The sequence below is a fragment of the Enterococcus sp. DIV1096b genome, from assembly GCF_050498765.1.
In the GTDB taxonomy this organism is placed as follows: Bacteria; Bacillota; Bacilli; order Lactobacillales; family Enterococcaceae; genus Enterococcus_D; species Enterococcus_D entomosocium.
This window is the reverse complement of the sequence record NZ_JBMHEK010000001.1, coordinates 3323790-3347169: the sequence shown is the minus strand read 5'-3', so window position 1 is coordinate 3347169 and position 23380 is coordinate 3323790. Positions and strand designations below refer to the sequence as shown.

Below are 23380 nucleotides of genomic sequence, written 5' to 3'. Positions count from 1 at the left end.
CCTTGAAACGTGTTTTTGTAACAAGGATAGCGTAATCCTCGGTCAATGAAATGTAAATTAGGGAATTTTTTTATACCACAATTAGAGGTGAACGAGTGTAAACTGACTTAAGAAGCCTGCTTGCCAGTCTTTATCCGATTTCAAATGGACTTGACCGTAATCAACTAGCCAACCATGAAAGTTTTGAGCTTGTTCATTGGTAAATGTATCTGGTAATTCGATCATATTTTGAAGGGTGAGGTAAGTAAGCGGCTCATTTAGGCCTAAGCGACTAAAAATTCGTTGTGCGTATTTATCAGCGATAAACACGACCTTATTAAACACAAAAACCATTAGTACATCTGCCGTTTCATAGCCAACACCATAGATAGCTAGCAACTCTTTTCGTAACTCAGCCTGTTCTTTTTTCTGTAGAATACCGATATCATAGTTGTAGCGCTGAAACCAAGAAAAGATTTCTTTTATCGCGCGGGATTTATTTTTGTAGAAACCACTGGGCCGAATCAGATCCTGAAGAAGGAACTGATCAATTTCTGCCAATCTTTTCGGAGAAAATCCAATCTCTCTTCTGATGTTTGCTAAGGAATAGGCCACATTTTTCCAATTGGTATTTTGAACCAAAATTGATCCGACAACGATTTCCCATGGATTTTCTGTATCCCACCACGTTGAATGTTCCATTGATGTGCTTAATGCTTCATATAATTCTTCAATATTTTCAATCTTTTTCACGTTAAAAACCTCATTTTTACTAGCAGTCGCGATCAATTGCAAGTTAAACATTCTTCTTCAAGTAATCCCGCGTTTTTGTGATTAAAATCTTCGCCCCAGCGATACAATAATTCAATGATCTCTTTTAAAGAGTAGCCATAATCGGTCATTCCATACACAACCTGTAATGGTTTTTCCTGAACGACCTTACGATAGATCAATCCATCCTTTTCTAAATCTTTCAACTGCAAAGAGACCATTCTTCTAGTGATGCCAGGAATCAGCTTTTGTAGTTCGTTATAGCGAAGTGACCCATCAAACATCAAATGATATAAGATAACGCTTTTCCAACGACCTGAAATCATTTGTAAAGTCGATTCGACCGCGCAGCCATGTTCGCAATTGTATATTTTTCTTGTCATCTTCCGTTGTCTCCTTTTCCGTATGTCTGAGAGTATCATAAGGATTTACTTACTATTTGTAAAACAATTCATCTCCTAATCGTAAGAAGGCAATAAGAAATAGACGTATAAAAAAATTCCCTAATGTACAACTCTTTCTTTTGAATCTATAGTACACGAGTAAGCAAATTTATTACCTTTACAGTTATCTCAAGTAATCCTAATAAACAACTTGCAAAAAACATTTAGGAGAGATTTATTATGAATAAGAACGGTGCAGACTTGATTGTAGATACATTGATTAAAAATGGTGTGGAATATGTCTTTCAATTGCCAGGCGGCAAGTTGGGTCCGTTATTAATGGCTTTGAAAAAACGTGAAGAGATTAAAGTTGTTACGGTAAGACATGAACAAAATGCTGGTTTCATGGCACAAGGAATTGGGCGCATGACTGGTAAACCTGGTGTAGTGATGACTACGTCAGGACCGGGGGCTTTGAATTTGGTCACGCCCTTAGCTACGGCGACTTCTGATGGTGACCCGGTATTGGCTATTGCCGGACAAGTTCCACAAGCGAAGTTAGTAACACCGTATCCTCAAAATCCTAATATTTCTGGCGTAATGAATGATTCAACGATTACTAAATATGCCAAGGAAATTCAGCATACCGATGCCCTTGCGGATGAAGTAGCGAATGCGTATGTCTCAAGTATCAATGGCAATCCCGGGGCCGTTTTTATGGATATTCCAGGTAATATTCTGTTAGCTGAGACCACTAAATCTGGTTTGGCTTTTTCGACCTTAGTGAATCAATTGGACAATACGATTAGTGACGAAGCTGCCATTCTTAGTGCAGTTGAGAAAATCAAAGCGGCAAAACGCCCAGTTATTATCGTTGGTGCTCGGGCAGCCGATGATAATGCGGCGGCTGCCATTCAAGGGTTCGTTAAAAAAACGGGAATTCCGGTCGTGGAGACGTTCGAAGCTACAGGTCTATTGACGCATGAGTTTTCCCAAAACTATGTGGGTCGAGTGGGGCTGTTTAATAACCTGCCTGGGGATGAACTGGTTTTTAACAGTGATTTAGTGATTACATTGGGATTAAATTTGGTTGAATACTGGGCTTCTGTTTGGAATACCGATAACAAGCGCATTATTGATATTGATACTGTAGTGGATCATTTAGATGAAACTTATCTCCCTGACACCATCCTCTTAGGCAATATCGCAAAAAATCTAAAAAATATTACCAATAGCATAACGGAACAAGCCATTACGGATGAGTGGAAAATGGTGGTTCATGACTTGCAAGAAAAATTGACAGCGAAGAAAAAAGTACCCAGCCAAACACCTGAGGATGCACTACATCCATTGGAAATTGTTGACTCTTTGCAAAAAATAATCGAGGCTCATCCAAATACGACCGTTGTTATGGATGGAGGAAGTCATGAAGTGTGGCTGGGTTCGTACCTAAATGTGTATCGGCCAAAACATTTCTTAATGTCTGATGGGGAACAAACCTTAGGCGTCGGTCTTCCTTGGGCGATTTCAGCAGCACTGTTACGTCCAGAGGAAAAGATTTTGTCTTCAGGTGGGGATGGCAGCTTTATGTTTTCCTCACAAGAATTAGCTACAGTAGCCCATTACAATTTGAATATTGTGCAAGTAATCTGGGTGGATAAAGAATACAACATGGTTGAATTCCAACAAGAACTAGACTATAACGGACAAAAAGAAGGGGTCGATATCGATTATATTGGGTATAAAGAAATGGCTGAAAGCTACGGTATTAAAGCAGTTCGTGTACGTTCCAAAGAAGCTTTAGATGCTGCGCTGAAGGAAGCGTACGCTACGAGTGAACCAAGAGTGATTGAAATGATCGAAGACAATCATGAGAATATTCATTTACGAGATAAAGAACCGTTTAAAAAGTACTGAGTCTTTCTACTATGGGCCACAAAACATGTGTTAGAAAAGAATGGCAATGCACCTTTACTACGTTAAAGAAAAGAAAGTTCTTTTTACAATAAAAACAGTGCCTGACTAAAAATATGAAGTGGAATTTTTAGAGAATCCAGGACAGAAGTCTTTAATAAAATGCCGTTGGTAAGGACGATGATTCGTTTGCTGCTAGCGGTATTTTTGTTAGCATCTCCTCTGATTTTTTCGGAGAAAAGGTCTGCCAATTCGGCACTGTCTTAAAAAAGCACATCGATACTCTAAATACGGTGGATAGCGGTGATTTGGATACGTGTTTCTAGTCTTCATAGAGGCAGATTTCAAGTAAGTCGAATGAAGGAAATTAAGCACTTCCTATGTTGTTTGATGGAAGAATTATTAGTGAGGAGACTCCTTTTTCCAGCTAAGGAATGACTTCTATAGGATGGTTTCCTTGTTAATTGTTGTAAGTATAATGTGTAAAAATATTTTAAGTTTCTTTTTTTAATGATTGATATGTATAATAAGATGGTAAAGCAATAAAGTGTATGCTGAAAAGAGGTCTCTTATGAAAAAATTTGCACTCGGCGTTTTTTGTTTCAGTCTTTTTATCACGGTCGTTGGCTTTTTTTTACAAACGATTTTGATTCCTATTCAAGATTTTGACACAATAAGCCAAGAAGAGCTTAAGAATATCCAACTTGATCTTGCTATTAATTATCCATTAGGAACTGGTATGCTCTATGTCGGACTTCCTTTGTTAGTATGCTCGAGTGGTTATTTGGTTTATTGTTATTTTAGAGATAGGAAGAACTGAAAGAAGAGTAAAACTATCTGGAGTATAAAGCTTTCGTTCATTAGGAGGGATAAGTTGAAAAGAGGGTTATTTTTATTGTTTTATGTCCTATGGAAGGGGCTAGCAATACGTGGCATTCCTTCTTTTTATGCAAGATATTTGATGAGTTATAATCATTTCGGAGTAAAACTATTGTTCGTTTTACTTGGTATCCTTCTTTTCCGTAACTATTTAGTAGAGAGTTATAAAAAGATAAATAAAATTGCGCTAATAAAAATCGGTCTCATCGTACCTACTAGTATTATCCTCACTATCGGTTTAATTAATATTCTTTTATTTCGTGATCTCAATGCGTTGATTTTTGTTTATCTCTCCGATCAAAGAACCCTTCCATTTGTATTCGATGTACTTTTGCTAGCACCTGTTTTCGAGGAAATGCTTTATCGCTATACACTGATTTATGTTGGAGAAAAACGATGGTTGAGAATCATCACTGCTGTCGGAAGCCTCTTGCTTTTTACTGAAAGTCATATCGTAAATGTGAACGGGAATCTTTTTGCTCTTTTTCCCTACTTTGTCATAGGGTTTTATTTGACGATCACCTATTTACGTAGGGGAAATATTTGGGAATCCATTTTTGCACATAGCTTCTATAATTTCGTTGTGATGGCAGCAGCTATCTTGATCTAAAGATTTCTTCTTAATGTTTCCTCTTAATAGTAGAAGAATTGGGGGCAATTTATCTATTATGTACGTATAGAATCTCTAAAACATATTTGGTGAAAGTACATTTGAGAGGTCAGAGAAGCGTCTTAGGCATGTTGTTTTGTACAGTTCTTATCTACGAATGTCTGTCCTTCGTCATTTTTTAGATCATCATTTAGGTTCCACTGCTAAATATGAAAAGCAACTCCTTGTTCAAAGATGACTCACTGGCCCTATTTCCAAGAACATTGTCATACTGACAAAGAAAAGTGACGACATACAATTCAGTAAGAACTAATACAAGTCCGCTTCCTTTTGCAATGTGAGCGGACTTGTATTGGTTTTCTTCAATAAAAACCTATTAACTTTCAGTATCTAACATCCGCTCCATAAACCATTCCACTTGTTGGGGGGCATCGTGGTCAAAGAATGCGGACTCTTTTTTATCTAAAGCGGCTATTTTTTCAATGTCTTCTTGGGAAAGCTCAAAGTCAAAAATAGCAATGTTTTCAGCCATCCGTTCTGGACGAACTGTTTTTGCTAAAGCGACAATCCCTCTTTGCATCAACCAGCGAAGAACAACTTGACCAACCGTTTTGCCATATTGCTTGCCAATTTCTGCTAATGTCGGATTGGTAAATAGGTCATGGCGTCCTTCTGCAAAGGGAGCCCAAGCTTCAACTTGGACGTCATATTTTTCATGCCATTCCTGATCTTCCGCTCGTTGATTCCAAGGGTTCACTTCGATTTGATTGATTTGAGGTTTCGCCTCATTCAAGCCGACAAACTCGATCATCTTAGCTGATTTGAAATTTGAAACGCCAATTGCACGTAATTTTCCTGTTTTTTGAGCAGCAACCATTGAGCGCCAAGCACCATAAATATCTCCATATGGTTGGTGAATAAGGTAGAGATCAAGATAAGTTAATCCCATTGTTTCAAGCGAATGTTCAATCGTTTCTTTCGCTTTATCTTCGGAAGCTTGGAGAATAAATAATTTAGAGGTAACAAAAAGTTCTTCTCGAGTGACTAGACCTTCAGTGATGGCGCGCTTGATTCCCTCGCCTGTTTCTGTTTCATTTCCATAAATAGAAGCAGTGTCGATCAGTCGATACCCAGCTTTGATTGCTTGGTAAACAGCTTCTGCTGTTTCTTCCAAAGGTATTTGATAAACGCCAAATCCTAGTTGCGGCATGGTGACACCATTATTGAGTGTGATTGTTTGCATAATGTTTCCTCCTCTAATTTTCATTGCATGTTCTATCCTAAACCTTGGAGTTAAGTCCATAGCAAGTGAAAGATGTTACTTTTTTCGTTCCCATAATTTTTCCACTTTATCAGGGGTCATATTTCCTGCTTTAAATTTTGCGATATGCTCATCATACGTTTCTATCTTATAAATAAGTAGGTCTCTTACTTCCTGCATTGCTGCTAACTTTTTCTCTAATTCTTCGAGTTGATCGGCTAAAATCTGTTTCTGAGCTGTTTCGACGTTTTGACTTTCACGTACTTGTGCCAATTGAGCAAATTCAATTAGCGATTCGATCGACAATCCTGCATTTCGTAAATGTTTTGCTAAATAGATCCAGTTTAGATCATTTGTTGTGTACACCCGATAGCCACTCTCATTGCGTTGGACAGGTGGAATCACACCGACTCGTTCATAATAGCGCAATGTGTCTACGCTCAAATCAAACATTTCCGCTGCTTTTTTTATATTCATCGTTGGTTCTCCTTATCTTTTCTATAAGTAATCATAAACCCTGAAGTGGACTCTAGGGCAAGTGGTTTAAAATCGTTTATTGAAAAGAATATATTTTGTTCGTTATGGCGACTATTCGGGAAGAAAAAGCTACAAGCATTTTTATTTCAACAGAATGATTTGAGAAATCATCAGTATTGAAAGCTCCTTTCTTAGTGTGTTTCAAAGCAAGTCATACTCTCTTAGAATTGATTGTTTCGTTATCTATTTGAGCGAGGCAGTTTTTATCCATAGATTTTAAATAAATCCATCTCATGTTATGATGATGTTGAAAATTCTTAACTTGGATCAATGAAACAGCGATTCTTGTTATGAAAAACGAAAATAAGCTGATGAGAGTGTGACTATCCATGAATATAAAAGAAGTAAGTAGTATGAATCAAAAGTTAGAGCAACAATTAATTGAAGTATGGGAGAGTTCTGTTAAGGCGACGCACACCTTTTTGTCAGAGACCGAAATCCAAGCCATTAAGCAATACATTCCAGAGGCATTGCATCATGTGCCACATTTGATTATCGTAGAAAGTGAAAATGGAGAGCCAGCTGGCTTCATGGGGATCTCGGATCGAAATCTTGAAATGCTTTTTATAGCAAATGAACAAAGAGGCAAGGGACTAGGAAGAAAACTCTTGGCATACGGGATGGAAAACTATTCTGTAAATGAACTGGGAGTAAATGAACAGAATCCTCAGGCGAAAGGATTTTATGAGCATATGGGATTTGAGGTATACAAAAGAAGCGAGTTAGACGAACAAGGAAACCCTTATCCAATTCTTTATATGAAGAAAGTTGATAACAAGTAGCTGTTAAAAATTATTTGCGTTTGCGGGAAATATGTAAGAAGGAGTCGAGACATATATAGCTAGTCACGACCCCTTCTTTGATTGCTATTATCCTTATTAATAAGTAAAGTAAGGATCAAATGATTTTCTCTTAACTAGCTTTCTCTTCTTTTTTTATCTCTTCTTTTTTCTGATTTGAAAATGGTGTATCAGTCTCTTCAGGTAAGATGATTGGTGGATGATGGGAATGCTGATTACTTCCACACATGGTGATGATTTGTTCTTTTGAAGCTTCAGAGATTACTTTCATTGTATACCTCTCCTTTCTTTTATATTTCCAGATGACATAAGGTAGGCCTATATCATCTAAATTCATGATTTATTTAACTGAATTAGCTCATCAAATGAACCTAGAAATTCCTGATTTGTTGAGTGAGTAACGACAATGATTATTTTATCTGTAAGTGAGCAGATTAAGTCACTGATAATCATCTCGTTTATACTGTCTAGACCAGATGTTGGTTCGTCAAAAAGAATAACATCGGAATCTTTAAAGATTGCCCGAGCAATCTCAAGCCGTCTAAGCTCGCCGCCAGAAAGAAAGTTTATCCATGTATTATCTTGCGTATCGGTTAAATCATTGTTATCAAAGCGATCATCTAATCCACTTCGTTTTAAAACATCAACGATTTTTTCAAGTTCGTATTCACTAAAAATAGAAACGTTGTAAGCAATACTCGTCTGGAAGATAGCAGTTTTTTGTTGGACAAGTGCAACTTTCTCATAAAGGGAGTCTCTAGATAGCTGATTCATCTCTTGCTGGTCAACCAATACTTGATGATCGTCGATAGGGTAAATTCCCGCTAAAATATTCAATAGTGTCGACTTCCCGCTACCGCTTGCGCCAGTGATAGCATATTTTTTTCCACGCTCAAATGTTTGAGTAAAACCATTAAAAATCAAACGATTTCCATGATGGAAATGCAGATTTTCAATCGATAAAGTATTTATTGGTTCTGCAAGTTCAAGTGAGCGATTGGGCTCATCATCATCGGTACCATCAATGAAAGCTATAAGATCGTCCGCGACCTTCTTGCTCGCTAAAATATCTGTAACTGAAGTACTGAAATACTCTAACGGACCGGCAATCGTACTCATTAGTGTAGTCATCGCAATAAGATCGGGAATGGTGATTATTTTGGCAGCAACAAAGAAACCACCAACGATCCATGTCCCTGAATAGGCAAGATCCCCAAGTCCAAAAGAAATTGCATAAGTCAGTCCTTGTAAGGTTTCAAAAGTGATACTTTCCTTTTTTAATCGTTCACTACTGTTAGTAAAAATTTTCGTATATGTTGGAAAACCTTTGCCGACACGTAAGGTCAGGTATCCTGAGAGAAGTTGGTCAAATAAACTAAGTGTACGATCTTGCTCCAGAACAACGGACTTGCGACGATCACTAAGGATTCGCTTAGCGAAATAAGGGGCTAGCAAAGGACTAAAAGCTAAGAGCAGCATAATCAATGAAAAAGAAGTGTTTAATTTTAGTGTGAATAAAAGAGAGAATAGAAAGGTAAAAATGCTTAAAATCAGTCCAAATCCGGGCTTTAAAAATTCTAATTCAACGACTTTCATTTCATTTGCCAACTTTGAGAGATACTCGTTTTTCTCATTTTTAAGAAATAGTACCGGATTCATTCGAACGATTTTCTGCGAGAGACTCTCTCTCAGTTGATTCATTATTGATTGAACTAAGACGGATTTACTTCTTCTTGGAATAAAATCGCTCATCGTGTTCAATAAGATGTAAAAGAAGGCGAATATACCAATAAATAAAAGTCTTTTTACATCTCCTGACATAGCAACCTCGGTGATTTGTCTATACACCAAAGCAACCCCAACTTGAATGAGCGCTGCCATTGCGCATAAAATCACATGCAAAAAGAAAAGTGGTTGGTTTCTTTTTAATATTTTTTTCATTCTCTCCCTCCTATGTAAAAACTATATCACAAATTAAAAAAAAATTGAAATATTATTTTGTGAAATGTATAATTATTGAAAAAGGGGGTTAGGTGATGCGTTTTTCACGGTATGTCGATATCATTGAGAACGGTAACGAGACTATTCTTTGCAATACATTAACGCAAGAAATAGTTACTATTGATTCAAAAAAAATGAAAAGTAAAACGGAGATTTCGAGCGAAATAAGTGAAGGTGAACGAAAATATTTATTTGAAAATGGATTTATACACGGTGATTTGGAAAGTTATAAACAGAAAACAATCAATTTAAAGAGAGACTTAGTTACTATCACTATAAATATCACAGAAGATTGCAACTTTTCGTGTACTTATTGTTACCAGAATGATTTCCTTTCTAAAAATGTTATTACTGATCAGACGATAAATAATATAATGCAATACATTTTAGACATTGCTCAGCTAGGCGTTCGGAGACTATATATCTATTTTTTCGGGGGCGAGCCACTTCTTTATAAAAAAAGAATTCTCGCAATTAAAAGTAAGATTGATCAAATTGCGTCAGAGAAATCACTCTCAATTTCTTATGGTTTAGGAACAAACGCCTATCTACTCACTCCAGATTTTATAAATCATTTTGATTCTTTAATTGTCGATACTACACTAACATCTAGAAAAGATCATGATAGAAATAGATCTCTTAAGAGTGGAAGCGGAACGTATGATAAGATTTTTGAAAATCTAGCGGTAGCATCTAAGAGCGGACGTGTTAAAATCCATATTGGTTATAATACATCTGATAAAAATACAGAAGAGTTTCAGTCTTTTCTCGTTACGATCCGCCAAAGTGATATCAAAGCCCATATCAATTGCTATTACATTAATAACTATGAGTTTAATGAAAATTATTTCAATGCATTATCCTATGAAAAATATCTAAAGTGGGTATCTTCAACTGCAATTGATCACCTAATTGAAAACGGTTTCCTGGTGAATGTCTCTCCATTTTCTTCGTATCGCTTTGAGTGCGATGCGTATAATCCTTGGTCTGTAAAGTTTTTCTCTGATGGATCTATAGGGTTATGTAATGCAACAAATTTTTATGAACGTAGAATAATAAAAAGTTTTACAGAATCATCTTCTTTTGCAGAAGATGTTCAATATAGCCTTTATGACCAAAAGAGTGTTCTTCCGAAAAGCAACAATCAGTGTAATTCATGTGAATTAATTGCAGTGTGTCGAGGAAAGGTACAGTGTGATACTTCATGTAACCCCAACTATTCAATTGATAGAGAAACATTCATACGTTCTTTTGTAAAGCATACAAATCTAGGTAACAGAAAATTTTTTACCCAATTTAATTAGGAGTGATTTTATGAAATTATCGCAATATACGATTGTTGAAGAAGTGGATAATGAAATACTTTTGTACAATTCGGTATACTCTGCTATCGTTTTACTAACTCAAAGCGAGTTCCATGATCTACAGACTTTTATTAATAACGATAACTTTGAGAAAACAGAATTATTCTCTTATTTAGAAAATCAAAATATCATTGTTTCCGATGAGATTGATGAAGAAGCAAGATTAGTGTCTGTGGCAAATGAAAAACGATATAATCCTAGTCAAGTAACTTTCACAATTGCCCCTACGATGAACTGTAATTTTTCCTGTTTTTATTGTTACGATCAAGGGTTTAGACAACATACTATGACTACTGAAACTGCTAAGAAAACAGCTGAGTTTATTCTTAAAAATGTATTACCCCATCAGTCATTGAAAGTAATTTGGTATGGAGGAGAGCCTTTGATGGGATTGAACTCTATTAAAGTTATAAGTGAAATAATAATGAAAAACGAAAAAAAATATAAAAATTTCAACGCAGAAATTGTATCCAATGGTTATTTGCTAACAGAAAAAGTTGCACAACTTTTAAAAAGTTATCACGTTAATTATGCTCAAATTACTCTGGATGGGGATCAGATAAATCATGATTCTAGAAGATGTTTAACAAATGGGAAAGGGACATTTGCAAGAATATTACAGAATATAGTTAAAACTCTAAAATATATTCCAGTAACTGTAAGAGTAAATATAGATAGGGAGAATAATCATGAAGATGTTATTCGTTTGATGAACTCGCTGGATAATTTTAATTTACTTAAGAAAGTTGGCTTTTATCTTGCGCCGGTAGAGGATTTTGATACCTACAAAACACCCACATGTTATACATCCCAAGAGTTTTCGAAAGAAGAAATAATGGTTTATAAAAGTCTTTTGGAAAGAGGGATAAATATTGTTGCCATACCACGGACAACGATTGGGTTCTGCGAAGCTATCAATCGAGATGACTATGTAATCGACCCTAATGGATTTTTATATAAATGCTGGGTTCATATTGGTAAAACGATTGGACGAGTTGGAGATATCTATACAGGAATACAATTGAACAGTGTGCATAAAACATTTACAGAGTACAAATTTTTTTCGAAAGCGAAATGTTCAAGTTGTAAAGTTCAACCTTTGTGTTTAGGAGGCTGTCCGTTAATTCGAATGAATACAGGTGAGTCGAAGTGCGTTAGCTATAAGTACAATATTGAAGAGCATATAAAAATGGCTTCGGCAAGACTAATATAATCTGGTGGAATATTTTTGCTTCAGAAGATTGATAAGGTCTTCTTAAAAAAATAGCTTAGTTAAATAAGGTTACTATGTTACATTGTGAATAGAATCTATACTTACTTATGAAAATAGAAAGCGTAACTCAATTTTCTCATTCATATTGTAATAAATGATTTCTCATATTAAAATTTTTATAAGAAAACTAAATAGTGAGCAAAGCTCACCCCAAGCAGCCTCCGAAACTGTTTTCGGGGGCTGCTTGAGGTTTGGGGGGCTTAGCTAGCTAAGTAATGATCGATCACTAAAAAAATGATCAAAACAGAATAGGCAATTTTTTCTTTTCAATCAAAAAATTTTGATCATTTTATCAAGCAGAGGATGGCACAAGTAAGTGGAAAGTAGGTAGTGGCTATTTTTTTGTTCAGGATGGGGAAGTAGATTTGTCTAGGATACGCCGGAGGATAAACGTTTTGAGGATCATTTGTTTTTGACTTACCTATGTGCCATCACTGCGGAAACCCTGTGGATGAAGGCGTCATGTACGACACCAGATACTCGGATGAGAGCTAAGGACGTTTGATTGCCGTGCCTGACACGCTTTTTCTAACCGCAAAGTCGTAGGGGCTAAAGAGCTACAGCGCTGAGACAGATGACTGCCCCGTGCGATTTTGGGTGTTTTTGGAACCCTACAAGCTGCTATTGCTACGCGTCTATTCGTCGCAAGCTTGGAAGGTCTTCTCATAAAATGCCCGTCAGCTGTCAACAGGCTGCCTTTTGCATCAGGAAGCATCAGCGTTCCAACAAATCTTTTTGATCCAGTAGTCGCCCACTCATTTTGGGCAACTTCTATCCGAGAAAACATTGCGTTAGAAGTATGTCTGTCCGTCTTTTCCAGATAAAAGTCAGCTGAAAGAGGGCTGATACTTAACAAAACGGCAGTTAGGACGACCACAAGCGCTCTCAAAAAAACTCAGTCCTTTCTTTTCAATGGTCATTGTTCTTATCTGCACTTCATGATAGCATCGAAACGCGAATTATTTTTCGCGTTTTTTTGTTTTTAAAATAAAAAATTAGGTATTCGCTTTTTTGGGTTAAATGGTATACCTGAGATGGAATAAAAATAATAAAAGAAAGGACAGGATTTACAATGAAGAAAACATCATTAGTTGCAGGTTTCGTTTTAGGTGTAGGCGTTTTGTTTACTCTAGGTGCATGCTCAACAGTGGAAGAATCAGGGGAAGTGGTCTCTGGGTCTGGAACGGAAACGTTGATCAGCGATTCGTCAGATGAAGTAGTTGTGGGAAGTGAAAAATTGAGTGATGACGGGTATTTTGAAGAAATCGTAACTAAGGGAATCGATCCGAAAATCAAAGACGTCGTTTGGTATGAAACGAATTATGAAAATGCTGGTTGGGATCACATTCGCTTTTTAGTGAATCATGTAAAAATCGTGAATGTAGAAGAATTCAAAGACAAAGACAAAGAATACAAAACATTGCTCTCACTGAAATATCAATTGTTTAATGAAGATTCGAAAGACAAAAAAATCAAACCTGACAAAGCCTATTTGGTGTTGAATGATGGCAAAAAAGTAGAAGCGGAAGTGTTTGTGGACTACTTAGATGATGAGATTTTGACCCATGACAAACATAAAGATGGCTTTATTCATTTTAAAGTGGCGCAAGAACAAAGTTTGCCAGCGATCAAAGCGGTCGAAATCGAATTTAAAGCAGATGGAGATTTGACACATACGTACCATATTGATCTATCTTCCGCTGCTGAAAAATAGTATCTAACGATAGGAGGTAAAAAAAATGGATACTAGCAAGAAAAAACTATCATTGTTGAGTTTTTTTGCAATAACTGCTTCAATGGTGATGACGGTATATGAGTATCCAACCTTTGCGACATCGAAGATGAATTTAGTTTTTTATTTACTCGTCGGCGGTTTCCTCTGGTTTATCCCTGTAGCCCTTTGCTCTGCGGAGATGGCTACTGTAAAGGGATGGGAAAAAGGGGGACTCTATACCTGGGTCTCAAAAACATTAGGGAGAAAATGGGGCTTTGCTGCCATTTTCTTCCAATGGTTCCAAATCACGGTAGGCTTTATTACGATGATTTACTTTATTGTCGGGGCGCTTTCCTATGCCCTAAATTGGCCGGCTCTTAATACGAATGTTTGGCTGAAGCTGATTGCCACTTTAGTGATCTTTTGGCTGATCACGATCTCGCAATTTGGCGGAACAAAAAATACTGCGAAGATTGCCAAAGTAGGGTTCTTTGTGGGGATCGTCGCAACAGGGATCATTCTTTTTATCTTAGGAATTGTCTACATTGCTCAAGGGAATCCCGTCAAAGTTTCTTTTGGATCAGGCGCTTGGATTCCTGATTTCACGAAAATCAATACGCTGGTCGTTTTTGTTTCCTTTATTTTAGCCTATGCAGGGGTTGAATCTTCTGCCAGTCACGTAAAAGATATGGACAATCCTGGAAAGAATTACCCGAAAGCTATTTTGATTTTAGTTGTAGCAACGATTCTTTTGGATACGTTAGGTGGGGCAACGGTGGCTGCCACGATTCCCCAAAATCAATTGTCTCTTGATACTGGCGTGATTCAAGCCTATTCTTATTTGATCCATCATTTTGGCGGTGGAGAATGGCTGGTTCGTTTGATTGCCGTGGTCATCTGTTTAGGTGTCATTGCAGAAATTGCTGCTTGGGTGGTCGGCCCATCGACTGCGATGCTTGAAGCAGCTGAAAATGGCTTGCTGCCAAAACAAATGGCCAAAGTCAATCAACACAATGTCCCAATCAATATCGTTTTGGTACAAGGCATCATTGTTTCCATTTGGGCGGTTGTCTTGACATTAGGCGGTGGAGGCGCCAATCTATCCTTCTTCGTTGCGATGGCGTTGACGGTCTGCATCTATCTGGTGGCTTATGTCCTCTTGTTTCTTTCCTATATTAAATTAGTCAAAGAAAAAGACGACTTAACAAGAACGTATCATATTCCTGGTGGGAAAAATGTGAAAATTGGTGTTGCGATGGTTGGTTTGCTTGTTTCTATTTTTTCTTTCTTTATTTCCTTCTTTCCACCGAGCGATATCGGCACCGGAAAGGGCGGAACCTATTTAGCCATCTTGATCATCAGTTGGCTGATTATTGTCGTGATACCGTTTGTCATCTATAAATATGTAGGTGAAAAAGCAAGCGATAAAAAATAAAAAGCACAACCTATGAGGAGGAGAGCTGCATGTTATTTAGTAAAAAAAATCGAAAAGAAGCCCAATATTTGGAGCCTATCTATGGGAATGAGGCAATGGATCAAGCGATCCCTATGTACAAATTACCAAAAGAGTCCTTGGTACCGCGGGATGCCTATGAATTAGTCAAAGATCAATTGATCGATGAAGGGGTCTCAAGACAAAATTTGGCGACGTTCTGTCAAACCTACATGGAACCAGAAGCAGTCAAAATTATGAGTGAAACCCTTGATAAAAACGCCATCGATAAAACCGAGTACCCACGGACAGCAGAAATTGAAAACCGCTGTGTCAATATGATCGCTGATTTATGGCATGCCCCAGAAGCGTCCGATTTTATCGGTACATCAACGGTAGGCTCAAGTGAAGCGTGTATGTTAGGTGGATTGGCCTTAAAATTTGCTTGGCGCAATCGGGCAAAAAAACTTGGCTTAGATATCAATAAACAAAAACCAAACTTAGTGATTTCTTCTGCCTATCAAGTCGTTTGGGAAAAATTCTGTGTCTACTGGGACATTGAAATGCGAACGATCCCTATCGATGAAGAACATGGCAGCATTAATGTTGAAAAGGTCACGGACTATTTAGATGAATATACGATCGGGGTCGTTGGTATTTTAGGAATCACTTACACTGGACGATACGATGATATCAAAGCACTAGACAAGAAATTAGAGGAATACAACAAACACACCGACTACAAAGTCTACATCCACGTGGATGCGGCTAGTGGGGGATTGTACACGCCATTTATGGAACCAGAACTTGAATGGGATTTCCGTTTGAAAAACGTTCGTTCCATCAGTACGTCTGGACATAAATATGGGTTAGTCTACCCTGGTATCGGTTGGGTGCTTTGGAAAGAAAAAGATTTCTTACCAGAAGAGTTGGTCTTTAAAGTAAGTTATCTTGGCGGTGAAATGCCAACGATGGCCATCAACTTTTCAAGAAGCGCCAGCCAAATCATCGGACAATATTACACCTTTATCCGCAATGGGTTTGAAGGCTACCGCTTGATCCACAAAAAGACCAGCGATGTTGCCCAATATTTAGCAAAAGAGATTGAAAACATGGGTTACTTCGATATTTATAATGATGGTTCACGGTTGCCGATCGTCTGCTACAAATTAAAAGAAGATGCCGATATTTCTTGGAATCTGTATGATTTGACGGATGAATTTGCGATGAAAGGTTGGCAAGTCCCTACCTATCCATTACCTGATAATCTATCACATATCAATATCCAACGCTTTGTCTGTCGGGCAGATTTAAGTATGCAAATGGCAATGGATCTGGTGCAAGACATGAAAGAAGGAATCGAGCGCTTGAACAAGCGACCAAGCCGTCATGTTTCATCCGATCAAACCTATGGCTTTTCACATTAAGAAACGGTATCGCTAGAAACCCTTTCATTGCTTTTTTCAATGAATAAAAAGTCCCTTTATGAAACGTTTTTTGCAAGACTGAATGAACATTGGTTTATAGAAAAATCAAAGGCGGTTGCATCGACTGCCTTTGATTTTTTTGTTTGTAAGAACGGGTAAGCACTTGATAGTGTCGTTTTTTAAGAGTAAGTAAAAAAATGGCGCTTGATAATTTCATTTATTGACATTTCTGGCTTGTGATAGTATTAATTATTATGGTCTAAATATATTTTTTTAGAGAAGAACGTTTTACATAAACAAAAAGGAAATCTTGAACGTTGTCGTGAGGGAATTCTTAGGGAAATTCGTCTTGCATCGAGGGTTTTTGTTTGTCAGTCATGGTTTGTTGGGGAGTAAGTGAAGGAAAAGTATGTGTAGAAAGGGCCTGTTTTTACTGCGCTTGTTTGTTTCATAAGTAACGTACTGCTATCTTTTTCTGTAAATTGGTTGTAACTATTCTGAATGAATATAGATTTACACTGGAGGAAAAACAGTCATGTATAAAGAAGACTTACTGGATAAGGACTTAAAATTAGAGTATATCTTGCTCAAATTTTTGTATTTATCGACCGGTCATATCAAAAAAAGTGATGCGTGTCGGGAATTAGATATTACGATGCCGACCTTGACGAAATTATCAGAGAGCCTTCAACGGCAACTAAAAAATGAGAAGGTCTCATTTATCATCAATCGTTATACGTTGGAACTGCAAGTAACCGATAGTGTCTCACTGGATGATTTGACCGACACGCTATTGAAAAAATCTGCTAAATATCAAATCATCCATTATTTGTTTCAACATGCAGGCTATGATGCCTTCGTCTTGGCTGATGAATTAAACATAAGTGTGGGGACCCTCAATCGATTGATTGCTGAGTGCAATCAGTTGTTGCAGCATTTTGAATTAAAGATCAGAAACAAAAAACTAGTTGGAACGATGACACAACGCATTTATTTTTACTATAATTTTTTCAAAATGGGTGCAACAACGATCGATTCTGTTTTGATCGATGACCTGGTTGCGGAGTTAGCGAAAAAAATAACCTTATCGATTGCCCAACAAAAGCAGCTGAAGATCTGGTTGTATGTGATTATGAAAAAAGTCACGTCTCACACGACCTTGGGAAGTTTAAGTCCGGAAGAACAAACCAAAATCGAGCGTTGCCAAGAGATGCCCCTCTGTCACTTTATTCGACAGATCTATGCTTCTAAAAAATGTATCTGCTCAGTAGATGAAGCGAAGATCGTGCCATTCTTTATCTGTCTCTTCCTCATTACGGTGGGCGGGATTCCTTACGAGGAACTTCGCTTAGGACTGTACACTAATAAAAATCCCGTCTTTGAGATCACCGATGAAGTCATGGCAGCAATCCAGTCCATTTATCGTCTTGATGCCTCGCATACGACGATCGATATCAAAGCCAATGTCTTTTCCTTAATCGCACAAGTTTATTACTTTCATGGAGTGAATTATTCCATCGATCGAGTCACGCTAAATTATTACCACAAAATGTTTCACAATTCCTTGCGGGATCAAGTGATCTCAGACATTCTGGAACACATTATTGCACCGACCAACTTGTTTACGCCCACGAAACTCAACTATCTCAAGAAACGCCTAGTCTTTTTAATTTATATGTTATCGCCTAAAGAAGAATATCGGGTACGGATCGGGGTCTTAAATATGTGCTCTAGTCTTTTGGCGGATGCTTCGATATACTTGTTAAAAAATGAACTAAAAGGCAAGCAAAATGTTGTTGTTTTACCCTATACTCCGGACGAGACATTTGACTTGTTGATTTCCAATGCCAATCTCCCCCAATTAGGGAACAATTATGACCAATTTTATCAAGTGACCGCCATTGGTGCCGATTTAGATGTCAATCAGGTTTCTGCGATCGTCGATCAAATTGCTTATTCTAAGTATCATTCTTTTGTGGTGTGAGCCATCACTTGTTAGTTAAAAAGCAGCGAGTCAACGGATAGGTGATTCGCTGCTTTTTCAATTATCTGCGAAGTAGGGAAAGGAAAAGGCGCTTGAATTGCTCTTATCATTGATGACGGAATGAAAACAGGGATCAGTCAAGCAGCTTTCTGCTAGATAATGTGTCCAGTATCCTTGTATAACGTATCGCAACAGAGCAGAAGACATCAAGCGTGAAAATAACAGAAGGGATTCAAAATGCTGGTTTTGGAAGGATGTAAAAAAAAGACCCACATAATGATGTGAGTCTGCAATCGTTAGTTCTGATTTTCTAATTTTTCTAGAACCTTTTTGGGAATTGCATCTTTTTCAACGCTATTCGGGCCTTTTATTGTGCGCTTTTCACTGATCACCGCTTTTACATAAGAATTTGGGGTTAAGGGTTTTGCGTTATCTTCTGATAATGAAACCTCGAGTGTTTGTGTGCTGCCATCTTCTTTTACAAAGTTTAACGTGTAATCGTAAGAATACCAAGGCGACTGGTCGCCGATGCCACTTTTACTTTCATGTTCTACCTTAGGGGGAATCTCAGATGGGACATACGCGTAAGCTGTTTGTCCTGAGTAGGTGGATTGATAATACTCATAGCCTTTGTATCCGGCAAACCCTAAAAGTACGACTAAGACGAATCCGATTATTTTTTTCATATAAACCATCCTTATCCTCAAATATGGAGCTATTATAACAGAATGGTTCTATAGATGACCTTTCATCAGACGAACAGTTTTGCAAGGAGAAATGTTACTAGCCAGTCGTGGAAAAGTGGGGAACGCCGCTAATAAAGGGTTCTATCTATAAATCGTCAGGGTATTGTTGCTTAGAGTGACTAGAAATAAGTGCGGAATCAGGCGAAAAAACCTTAATAAAAAAACACAGCATGGAAAATGTTTCTTTTTTGTATGCTCACCAGCAGACTATTTGATAAGACGTGTCGTTGTTTTTTTCACTATAGAAAGATGAAAAACGGCGCATCAGTTTAATAAAAAACCAGCAAAGACGAGCTCTTACGGAGCGTCTTTGCTGTTTTTTTTCTACTGAAAATGTTTGAGCGCAGGCCATGACAGCTGCTTACGGCTCGATTTTACTATACAAATCGAGGGCTCTTTTCCTGGCTTCGTTATGGTCGACTATAGGCAACGGATAGTCGGTGCCTAAAACTACCTTTAGGTCGGCTTGTTCTTCGTCAGTCATCAGGTAAGGTTCGTGGATGAATTTTAGCGGCAACTGGGCGAGTTCGGGAACAAATTGTTTGATATACGTCCCCTCTTTGTCGAATTTTTTCCCCTGAGTGATGGGGTTGAAAATTCGAAAGTAAGGAACCGCATCGGTGCCAGTCGAAGCTGCCCACTGCCAGCCGCCGATATTGCTGGCAGCGTCGTAGTCGATCAATTGTCGAGCAAAATAGGCTTCTCCTTGCCGCCAGTCGATCAATAAATCTTTGGTTAGAAAGGAAGCGACGATCATCCGTAGACGGTTATGCATCCAACCGGTTTGATTCAGCTGCCGCATCGCGGCATCAATGATCGGATAGCCGGTTTGTCCTGCTTGCCATTTGTTAAAGGCCTCTTCATCCTTTTGCCAATCCATATTTCGATATTTCTCAATGAGTTCATAGTTTTTTTGCTCCGGATGAGTGAAGTAGATCATATGATAAAAATCTCGCCAAGCCAGTTCTTTTAAAAAGGTCGCTTTGCCAGTGCTGGGTGGCATTCCTTGGCAAGCGGCCCAAACCTTCCGAATAGAGATTTGTCCAAAAGACAAGAAAGGGGACAGGCGGCTGGTTCCTTTGATTGAAGGGAGATCTCGGTCTTTTTCATAGGCAGCCAAACGCTTTTGCACAAAGGCCTGCAATTGTTTATGCGCATAGTCTTCCCCAACGATCGTTGAAAAATCGGTCTTTCTATTGTTTAGCACCTCAGCAAGCAGCGCTGTCCCTGCTTTGAAGTGAGGGGCATCATTAAAATGAGCGGCTTTTTCAAAATCAAGGGCCTGCTTTTGATACACCGGTTTGGGCAGTTGGATCCATTTCTTATAATAGGGCGTAAATTTTTTGTAATACGTCCTGTCCTCTTTGGTGACTTCCGTTGGTTGGTGTAGATGATGTTCTTCAAAGGAATGGACAGTGACGCCTTTTTTCTCGACCAATTCTTTTATGTAGAGGTCGCGTTTACGACCATATCCACGGTTATCAAAGTTGAAGTAAAGCTGGCTCCATTCTGGATAGCAAGCGAACAACTGATCAAAGGCTTCTGTCAACGTTCCCGTCAAGAGGTGGATCGTCAGATTTTGCTTTTTGACAGCCTCGATAAAGTGAGCAACCGCGCTAAAAAAGTAATCATGGCTTGGTGCATCGGGGAGAAACTGCTTTTCATTGAGATGAAACACACACAACAATTGGTCGTTTGCTTGAAGAGACAAAAGCGCCTCAGTAAGCGCCGTATTGTCCTCTAAGCGCAGATCCTTTCTAAACCACATCACATGAATTGCCATAACAACCTCCTTGATAGTATAACCGTGCTAAAAAAACGATCGGATTTCGTTCATAGTAAAGGAAAGATGGGATTTATTCAAATTTGGCGATTGCGTAAGGAAAATTGCTGTTTCAGCAAGTCGAGGGATGCTTACAGGGTTTGTTTTAATTGGTACACCGATTTGAATAGGCGCTTGTCATTTACCGTTTCGTTTCTGCAAATCGTCTCTTCTTAATAAATAATAGGTAAAAAATGAGTAGTAGGGGATGAAATGAGTTACATTTGCGTAACGAGAACGTATATAATCATAGTATATAGTGAGGCTTTTTACTTTAGCGTTTATTAATAAGCGCATATTTGGATGGAGTGAAGGATGATCAAAAACAAATTACAGCAATACAAAATTTTAACGCTTTTACTGATACTTGTGACGGTTGGATTAATTCTCTTTTTAAATCAGATGATTTATGCTTGGCAGGCCATTGAAATTTTGGCGATTCTTCTTTGTGGCTACTTAGTGGTTTTTGATCAAAGGGATGGAACTTCGAAGATTGCTTGGATCTTAGCTTTATTGTTTTTACCGATTGTAGGAGTCATGTTGTATTATTTAATTGGTCGTGAACCTCGATTAAGGAAGTTGCCCAAACAGCAGATACAAAATGAACGGGAAGTGCAGCGAACGGTTTCGGCTATTTTGCAAGAACATTCAGAGGTCATTCATGGGAAACATGATCTCTCCACTGAGATTTTTCATCTTTCAGGCAAATATCCCACAATCAATAATCATCTGACTGTATTAAATGAAGGCGCTGAGGCGTTCGCTTCTTTGCTAGAAGATATCAAGAAAGCCAAGCATCATGTGCATGTGTTTTTTTATATCGTTAAAGGGGATGAAACAGGGGAGGAGCTGACAAATGTTCTGGTCGAAAAGGCCAAACAAGGGGTGGAAGTTCGGTTTATGTACGATAGCGTGGGGTCGATCGCCTTTCCTAATCAATTATTATTATTGATGAGAAAGAATGGGGTAGAGGTACGCACGTATGATTTGTTGAACTCGCCTTGGCTAAGTAATAAAGCGAACTGGCGCAATCACCGTAAAATGGTCGTTATTGATGGTGAGATTGCACATACAGGAGGCATGAATATTGGAAATGAATATAGTGGGCGAGGCAGTAAGTTTTCTTATTGGCGAGACACAAACATCCGGATAGAAGGACCTGCTGTTCTAGAAGTACAAGAGTGCTTTATTTATGATTGGCTCTTTCTTGATGAAACGGAAGAAACGGTCACTCATTTTTTGACACAGACAGCTACGTATTTTCCGTTGAAGACCGACGTTCAAAGCGGTTCGGAAATCGTTCAGGTAATCTACGGCGGACCCTATGATAGCGAGCGAATCATTAAGGATTCCTTTAATGACCTCATTGGAAAGGCAACGGATTCGATTAAGATCGCAATGCCTTACTTTATTCCTGATGAAGAAAGTTTAGGTGCGCTTAGAAGAGCAGCACGGTGTGGGATCAACGTGCAATTGATTGTGCCGGGAAAAGGGGATCGAGGAATTTCTTTTCATGGCACGAATTCGTTTATTGATGAATTATTATCTGCCGGCGTCGAAGTCTACACCTATGATGAGACTGCTTTTATTCACTGTAAATATATGATCGTCGATGAGTTTGCTGCAACGATCGGGTCAACAAATTTTGATATTCGTAGTTTTTACCTTAACCATGAGTTATCTATGTTCATCTATGGGCCGTCGAAAATAATCACAGAGTTAAATCAGCAATTTATGGAAGACTTAGCTCATGCAAAATTAGTAGAAAAAGAAGAATGGCAAGCCAGAAGCCTTTTGACGAAAACAAAAGAAAAAATCAGTGGCTTGTTTGTTCCGATTCTTTGAAGGAAGATAGTGAACAAAAGAAAAAACTCGATTCCATCAATTGGAATCGAGTTTTTTCGCGTCATTTTCTTCTAGCAGCTCGAAAATAATTGATCCCGGTTCCCACAAATACTACGAAACTAGCCAATAGGAACAAAAATCCTACGGGGATTAGATAGAAATTTTCATGTAAAATGCCGGATTGATCGATGTATTCCACGGAGCTTGCTTTGATGAAGAAGCAGGCAAAGCCGAATAGTAGTAAAAATGTTCCGATCAAGGTCGTGATCAAATTGAGTTTGGCGCGTCGAGTCTCACTGCCGTCTTTGATTAGTTTTTCAGTGATCTTGTTCACTTGAGTTCCTCCTAAAATCAATTCATCAAGCGAGAGTTGAAAAATCGTGGCGATGGCAATCAACATTTCTAAATCTGGTAGATTGCGATTGTTTTCCCAGTTCGAAACGGCTTGTCTCGTCACGTGTAGTTGAGTGGCAAATTGTTCTTGGGTCAAGTTATTTCTTGTGCGTACTTCTTTGATTTTTTCGCCAAATTCCATCTTTTTTTCCTTTCGCTGATGTGACTTAAGCATAGTCGAAACCCGCGTTGCTTCCAAGAAAGCAGGGCTTGCTGCTTGATAAATCAAGGGAAAGTGGTGCTTG

General features: G+C 38.2%; 20 protein-coding genes. 11 read left to right on the top strand and 9 right to left on the bottom strand.

The annotated features are described in order from the left end of the window. Positions 1 to 81 precede the first annotated feature (81 nt). Both IGJ17_RS15770 and IGJ17_RS15765 read right to left on the bottom strand, forming a co-directional pair. Positions 82 to 783: an endonuclease III domain-containing protein gene (locus IGJ17_RS15770; protein ID WP_005233189.1), complete on the bottom strand. Its 702-nt coding sequence runs from the start codon at positions 781 to 783 to the stop codon at positions 82 to 84. After that, complete coding sequence (locus IGJ17_RS15765) at positions 765 to 1133, bottom strand: winged helix-turn-helix transcriptional regulator (RefSeq protein WP_008380292.1); 369 nt, start codon at positions 1131 to 1133, stop codon at positions 765 to 767. The genes IGJ17_RS15770 and IGJ17_RS15765 overlap by 19 nt, the downstream gene beginning before the upstream one ends. A 240-nt stretch (positions 1134 to 1373) precedes the next feature. On the opposite strand from IGJ17_RS15765, the gene alsS reads away from it, so the two are divergent. From alsS to IGJ17_RS15750, 3 genes are all read left to right on the top strand, one after another. Further along, positions 1374 to 3050 (top strand): acetolactate synthase AlsS, encoded by a 1677-nt coding sequence (gene alsS, locus IGJ17_RS15760; RefSeq protein ID WP_008380291.1) that lies wholly within the window; start codon positions 1374 to 1376, stop codon positions 3048 to 3050. Positions 3051 to 3618: 568 nt separating this feature from the next. Further along, positions 3619 to 3867 (top strand): hypothetical protein, encoded by a 249-nt coding sequence (locus IGJ17_RS15755; protein ID WP_008380289.1) that lies wholly within the window; start codon positions 3619 to 3621, stop codon positions 3865 to 3867. Positions 3868 to 3921: 54 nt separating this feature from the next. Beyond that, a complete protein-coding gene (locus tag IGJ17_RS15750; RefSeq protein ID WP_008380288.1) occupies positions 3922 to 4536 on the top strand; it encodes a CPBP family intramembrane glutamic endopeptidase in 615 nt (204 codons plus the stop codon). Between the two features lie 376 nt (positions 4537 to 4912). Here IGJ17_RS15750 and IGJ17_RS15745 read toward each other — a convergent pair whose 3' ends face one another. Together IGJ17_RS15745 and IGJ17_RS15740 are read right to left on the bottom strand one after the other, a co-directional pair. Further along, positions 4913 to 5779 (bottom strand): aldo/keto reductase, encoded by an 867-nt coding sequence (locus tag IGJ17_RS15745; RefSeq protein ID WP_008380285.1) that lies wholly within the window; start codon positions 5777 to 5779, stop codon positions 4913 to 4915. Positions 5780 to 5854: 75 nt separating this feature from the next. Further along, on the bottom strand, positions 5855 to 6274 hold the full coding sequence (locus IGJ17_RS15740; RefSeq protein ID WP_005233209.1) for a MerR family transcriptional regulator: 420 nt from the start codon (positions 6272 to 6274) through the stop codon (positions 5855 to 5857). A 389-nt stretch (positions 6275 to 6663) separates the two neighbouring features. Here IGJ17_RS15740 and IGJ17_RS15735 point away from each other — a divergent pair, with 389 nt between their 5' ends. Continuing rightward, positions 6664 to 7116: a GNAT family N-acetyltransferase gene (locus tag IGJ17_RS15735; protein WP_005230546.1), complete on the top strand. Its 453-nt coding sequence runs from the start codon at positions 6664 to 6666 to the stop codon at positions 7114 to 7116. A 130-nt stretch (positions 7117 to 7246) separates the two neighbouring features. On the opposite strand, the gene IGJ17_RS15730 is transcribed toward IGJ17_RS15735, so the two are convergent. Then, positions 7247 to 7405, bottom strand: coding sequence for a hypothetical protein (locus tag IGJ17_RS15730; protein WP_008380281.1), 159 nt, complete (start codon positions 7403 to 7405; stop codon positions 7247 to 7249). Between the two features lie 62 nt (positions 7406 to 7467). Next, positions 7468 to 9075 (bottom strand): ATP-binding cassette domain-containing protein, encoded by a 1608-nt coding sequence (locus tag IGJ17_RS15725; RefSeq protein WP_005233211.1) that lies wholly within the window; start codon positions 9073 to 9075, stop codon positions 7468 to 7470. 95 nt (positions 9076 to 9170) lie between these two features. Between IGJ17_RS15725 and IGJ17_RS15720 the strand changes: the two genes are divergently transcribed. The 6 genes from IGJ17_RS15720 to IGJ17_RS15695 all read left to right on the top strand — a co-directional run bounded on the left by IGJ17_RS15720 (position 9171) and on the right by IGJ17_RS15695 (position 18329). Beyond that, positions 9171 to 10439 carry a radical SAM protein gene (locus tag IGJ17_RS15720; protein ID WP_005230552.1) on the top strand — a complete coding sequence of 423 codons (1269 nt, stop codon included), beginning with the start codon at positions 9171 to 9173 and terminating at the stop codon, positions 10437 to 10439. 10 nt (positions 10440 to 10449) lie between these two features. Continuing rightward, positions 10450 to 11712, top strand: coding sequence for a radical SAM protein (locus IGJ17_RS15715; protein WP_429961597.1), 1263 nt, complete (start codon positions 10450 to 10452; stop codon positions 11710 to 11712). Positions 11713 to 12844: 1132 nt separating this feature from the next. Beyond that, positions 12845 to 13486, top strand: coding sequence for a hypothetical protein (locus IGJ17_RS15710; RefSeq protein ID WP_005230557.1), 642 nt, complete (start codon positions 12845 to 12847; stop codon positions 13484 to 13486). A gap of 25 nt (positions 13487 to 13511) precedes the next feature. After that, positions 13512 to 14921 carry an amino acid permease gene (locus IGJ17_RS15705; RefSeq protein WP_005230559.1) on the top strand — a complete coding sequence of 470 codons (1410 nt, stop codon included), beginning with the start codon at positions 13512 to 13514 and terminating at the stop codon, positions 14919 to 14921. A gap of 29 nt (positions 14922 to 14950) precedes the next feature. After that, the gene (locus IGJ17_RS15700; RefSeq protein WP_005233215.1) at positions 14951 to 16345 is read left to right on the top strand and encodes a glutamate decarboxylase; all 1395 of its coding nucleotides are present in this window, start codon (positions 14951 to 14953) and stop codon (positions 16343 to 16345) included. Positions 16346 to 16880: 535 nt separating this feature from the next. Next, positions 16881 to 18329, top strand: coding sequence for a helix-turn-helix domain-containing protein (locus IGJ17_RS15695; protein ID WP_008380272.1), 1449 nt, complete (start codon positions 16881 to 16883; stop codon positions 18327 to 18329). 296 nt (positions 18330 to 18625) lie between these two features. Here IGJ17_RS15695 and IGJ17_RS15690 read toward each other — a convergent pair whose 3' ends face one another. Then, entirely contained in the window at positions 18626 to 19015 is a 390-nt protein-coding gene (locus IGJ17_RS15690; RefSeq protein WP_034871925.1) for a YxeA family protein, read from the bottom strand. 421 nt (positions 19016 to 19436) lie between these two features. Further along, positions 19437 to 20858: a cryptochrome/photolyase family protein gene (locus IGJ17_RS15685; protein WP_142437241.1), complete on the bottom strand. Its 1422-nt coding sequence runs from the start codon at positions 20856 to 20858 to the stop codon at positions 19437 to 19439. Positions 20859 to 21212: 354 nt separating this feature from the next. Between IGJ17_RS15685 and cls the strand changes: the two genes are divergently transcribed. Then, positions 21213 to 22742 (top strand): cardiolipin synthase, encoded by a 1530-nt coding sequence (cls, locus tag IGJ17_RS15680; protein WP_005233225.1) that lies wholly within the window; start codon positions 21213 to 21215, stop codon positions 22740 to 22742. Between the two features lie 61 nt (positions 22743 to 22803). Here the strand turns inward: cls and IGJ17_RS15675 are convergent, their stop codons facing one another. Beyond that, positions 22804 to 23277: a DUF3955 domain-containing protein gene (locus IGJ17_RS15675; protein ID WP_050790978.1), complete on the bottom strand. Its 474-nt coding sequence runs from the start codon at positions 23275 to 23277 to the stop codon at positions 22804 to 22806. Between the last annotated feature and the right edge of the window lie 103 nt (positions 23278 to 23380).

What these genes read in the sequence shown, in the direction of transcription:
- IGJ17_RS15745 (WP_008380285.1), bottom strand. Translation starts at nt 5,779, where the DNA reads ATGCAAACAATCACACTCAATAATGGTGTCACCATGCCGCAACTAGGA.
- IGJ17_RS15715 (WP_429961597.1), top strand. Translation starts at nt 10,450, where the DNA reads ATGAAATTATCGCAATATACGATTGTTGAAGAAGTGGATAATGAAATA.
- IGJ17_RS15735 (WP_005230546.1), top strand. Translation starts at nt 6,664, where the DNA reads ATGAATATAAAAGAAGTAAGTAGTATGAATCAAAAGTTAGAGCAACAA.
- IGJ17_RS15685 (WP_142437241.1), bottom strand. Translation starts at nt 20,858, where the DNA reads ATGGCAATTCATGTGATGTGGTTTAGAAAGGATCTGCGCTTAGAGGAC.
- IGJ17_RS15740 (WP_005233209.1), bottom strand. Translation starts at nt 6,274, where the DNA reads ATGAATATAAAAAAAGCAGCGGAAATGTTTGATTTGAGCGTAGACACA.
- IGJ17_RS15720 (WP_005230552.1), top strand. Translation starts at nt 9,171, where the DNA reads ATGCGTTTTTCACGGTATGTCGATATCATTGAGAACGGTAACGAGACT.
- IGJ17_RS15675 (WP_050790978.1), bottom strand. Translation starts at nt 23,277, where the DNA reads ATGGAATTTGGCGAAAAAATCAAAGAAGTACGCACAAGAAATAACTTG.
- IGJ17_RS15725 (WP_005233211.1), bottom strand. Translation starts at nt 9,075, where the DNA reads ATGAAAAAAATATTAAAAAGAAACCAACCACTTTTCTTTTTGCATGTG.
- IGJ17_RS15755 (WP_008380289.1), top strand. Translation starts at nt 3,619, where the DNA reads ATGAAAAAATTTGCACTCGGCGTTTTTTGTTTCAGTCTTTTTATCACG.
- IGJ17_RS15730 (WP_008380281.1), bottom strand. Translation starts at nt 7,405, where the DNA reads ATGAAAGTAATCTCTGAAGCTTCAAAAGAACAAATCATCACCATGTGT.
- alsS (WP_008380291.1), top strand. Translation starts at nt 1,374, where the DNA reads ATGAATAAGAACGGTGCAGACTTGATTGTAGATACATTGATTAAAAAT.
- IGJ17_RS15690 (WP_034871925.1), bottom strand. Translation starts at nt 19,015, where the DNA reads ATGAAAAAAATAATCGGATTCGTCTTAGTCGTACTTTTAGGGTTTGCC.
- IGJ17_RS15765 (WP_008380292.1), bottom strand. Translation starts at nt 1,133, where the DNA reads ATGACAAGAAAAATATACAATTGCGAACATGGCTGCGCGGTCGAATCG.
- IGJ17_RS15700 (WP_005233215.1), top strand. Translation starts at nt 14,951, where the DNA reads ATGTTATTTAGTAAAAAAAATCGAAAAGAAGCCCAATATTTGGAGCCT.
- IGJ17_RS15705 (WP_005230559.1), top strand. Translation starts at nt 13,512, where the DNA reads ATGGATACTAGCAAGAAAAAACTATCATTGTTGAGTTTTTTTGCAATA.
- cls (WP_005233225.1), top strand. Translation starts at nt 21,213, where the DNA reads ATGATCAAAAACAAATTACAGCAATACAAAATTTTAACGCTTTTACTG.
- IGJ17_RS15695 (WP_008380272.1), top strand. Translation starts at nt 16,881, where the DNA reads ATGTATAAAGAAGACTTACTGGATAAGGACTTAAAATTAGAGTATATC.
- IGJ17_RS15770 (WP_005233189.1), bottom strand. Translation starts at nt 783, where the DNA reads ATGTTTAACTTGCAATTGATCGCGACTGCTAGTAAAAATGAGGTTTTT.
- IGJ17_RS15710 (WP_005230557.1), top strand. Translation starts at nt 12,845, where the DNA reads ATGAAGAAAACATCATTAGTTGCAGGTTTCGTTTTAGGTGTAGGCGTT.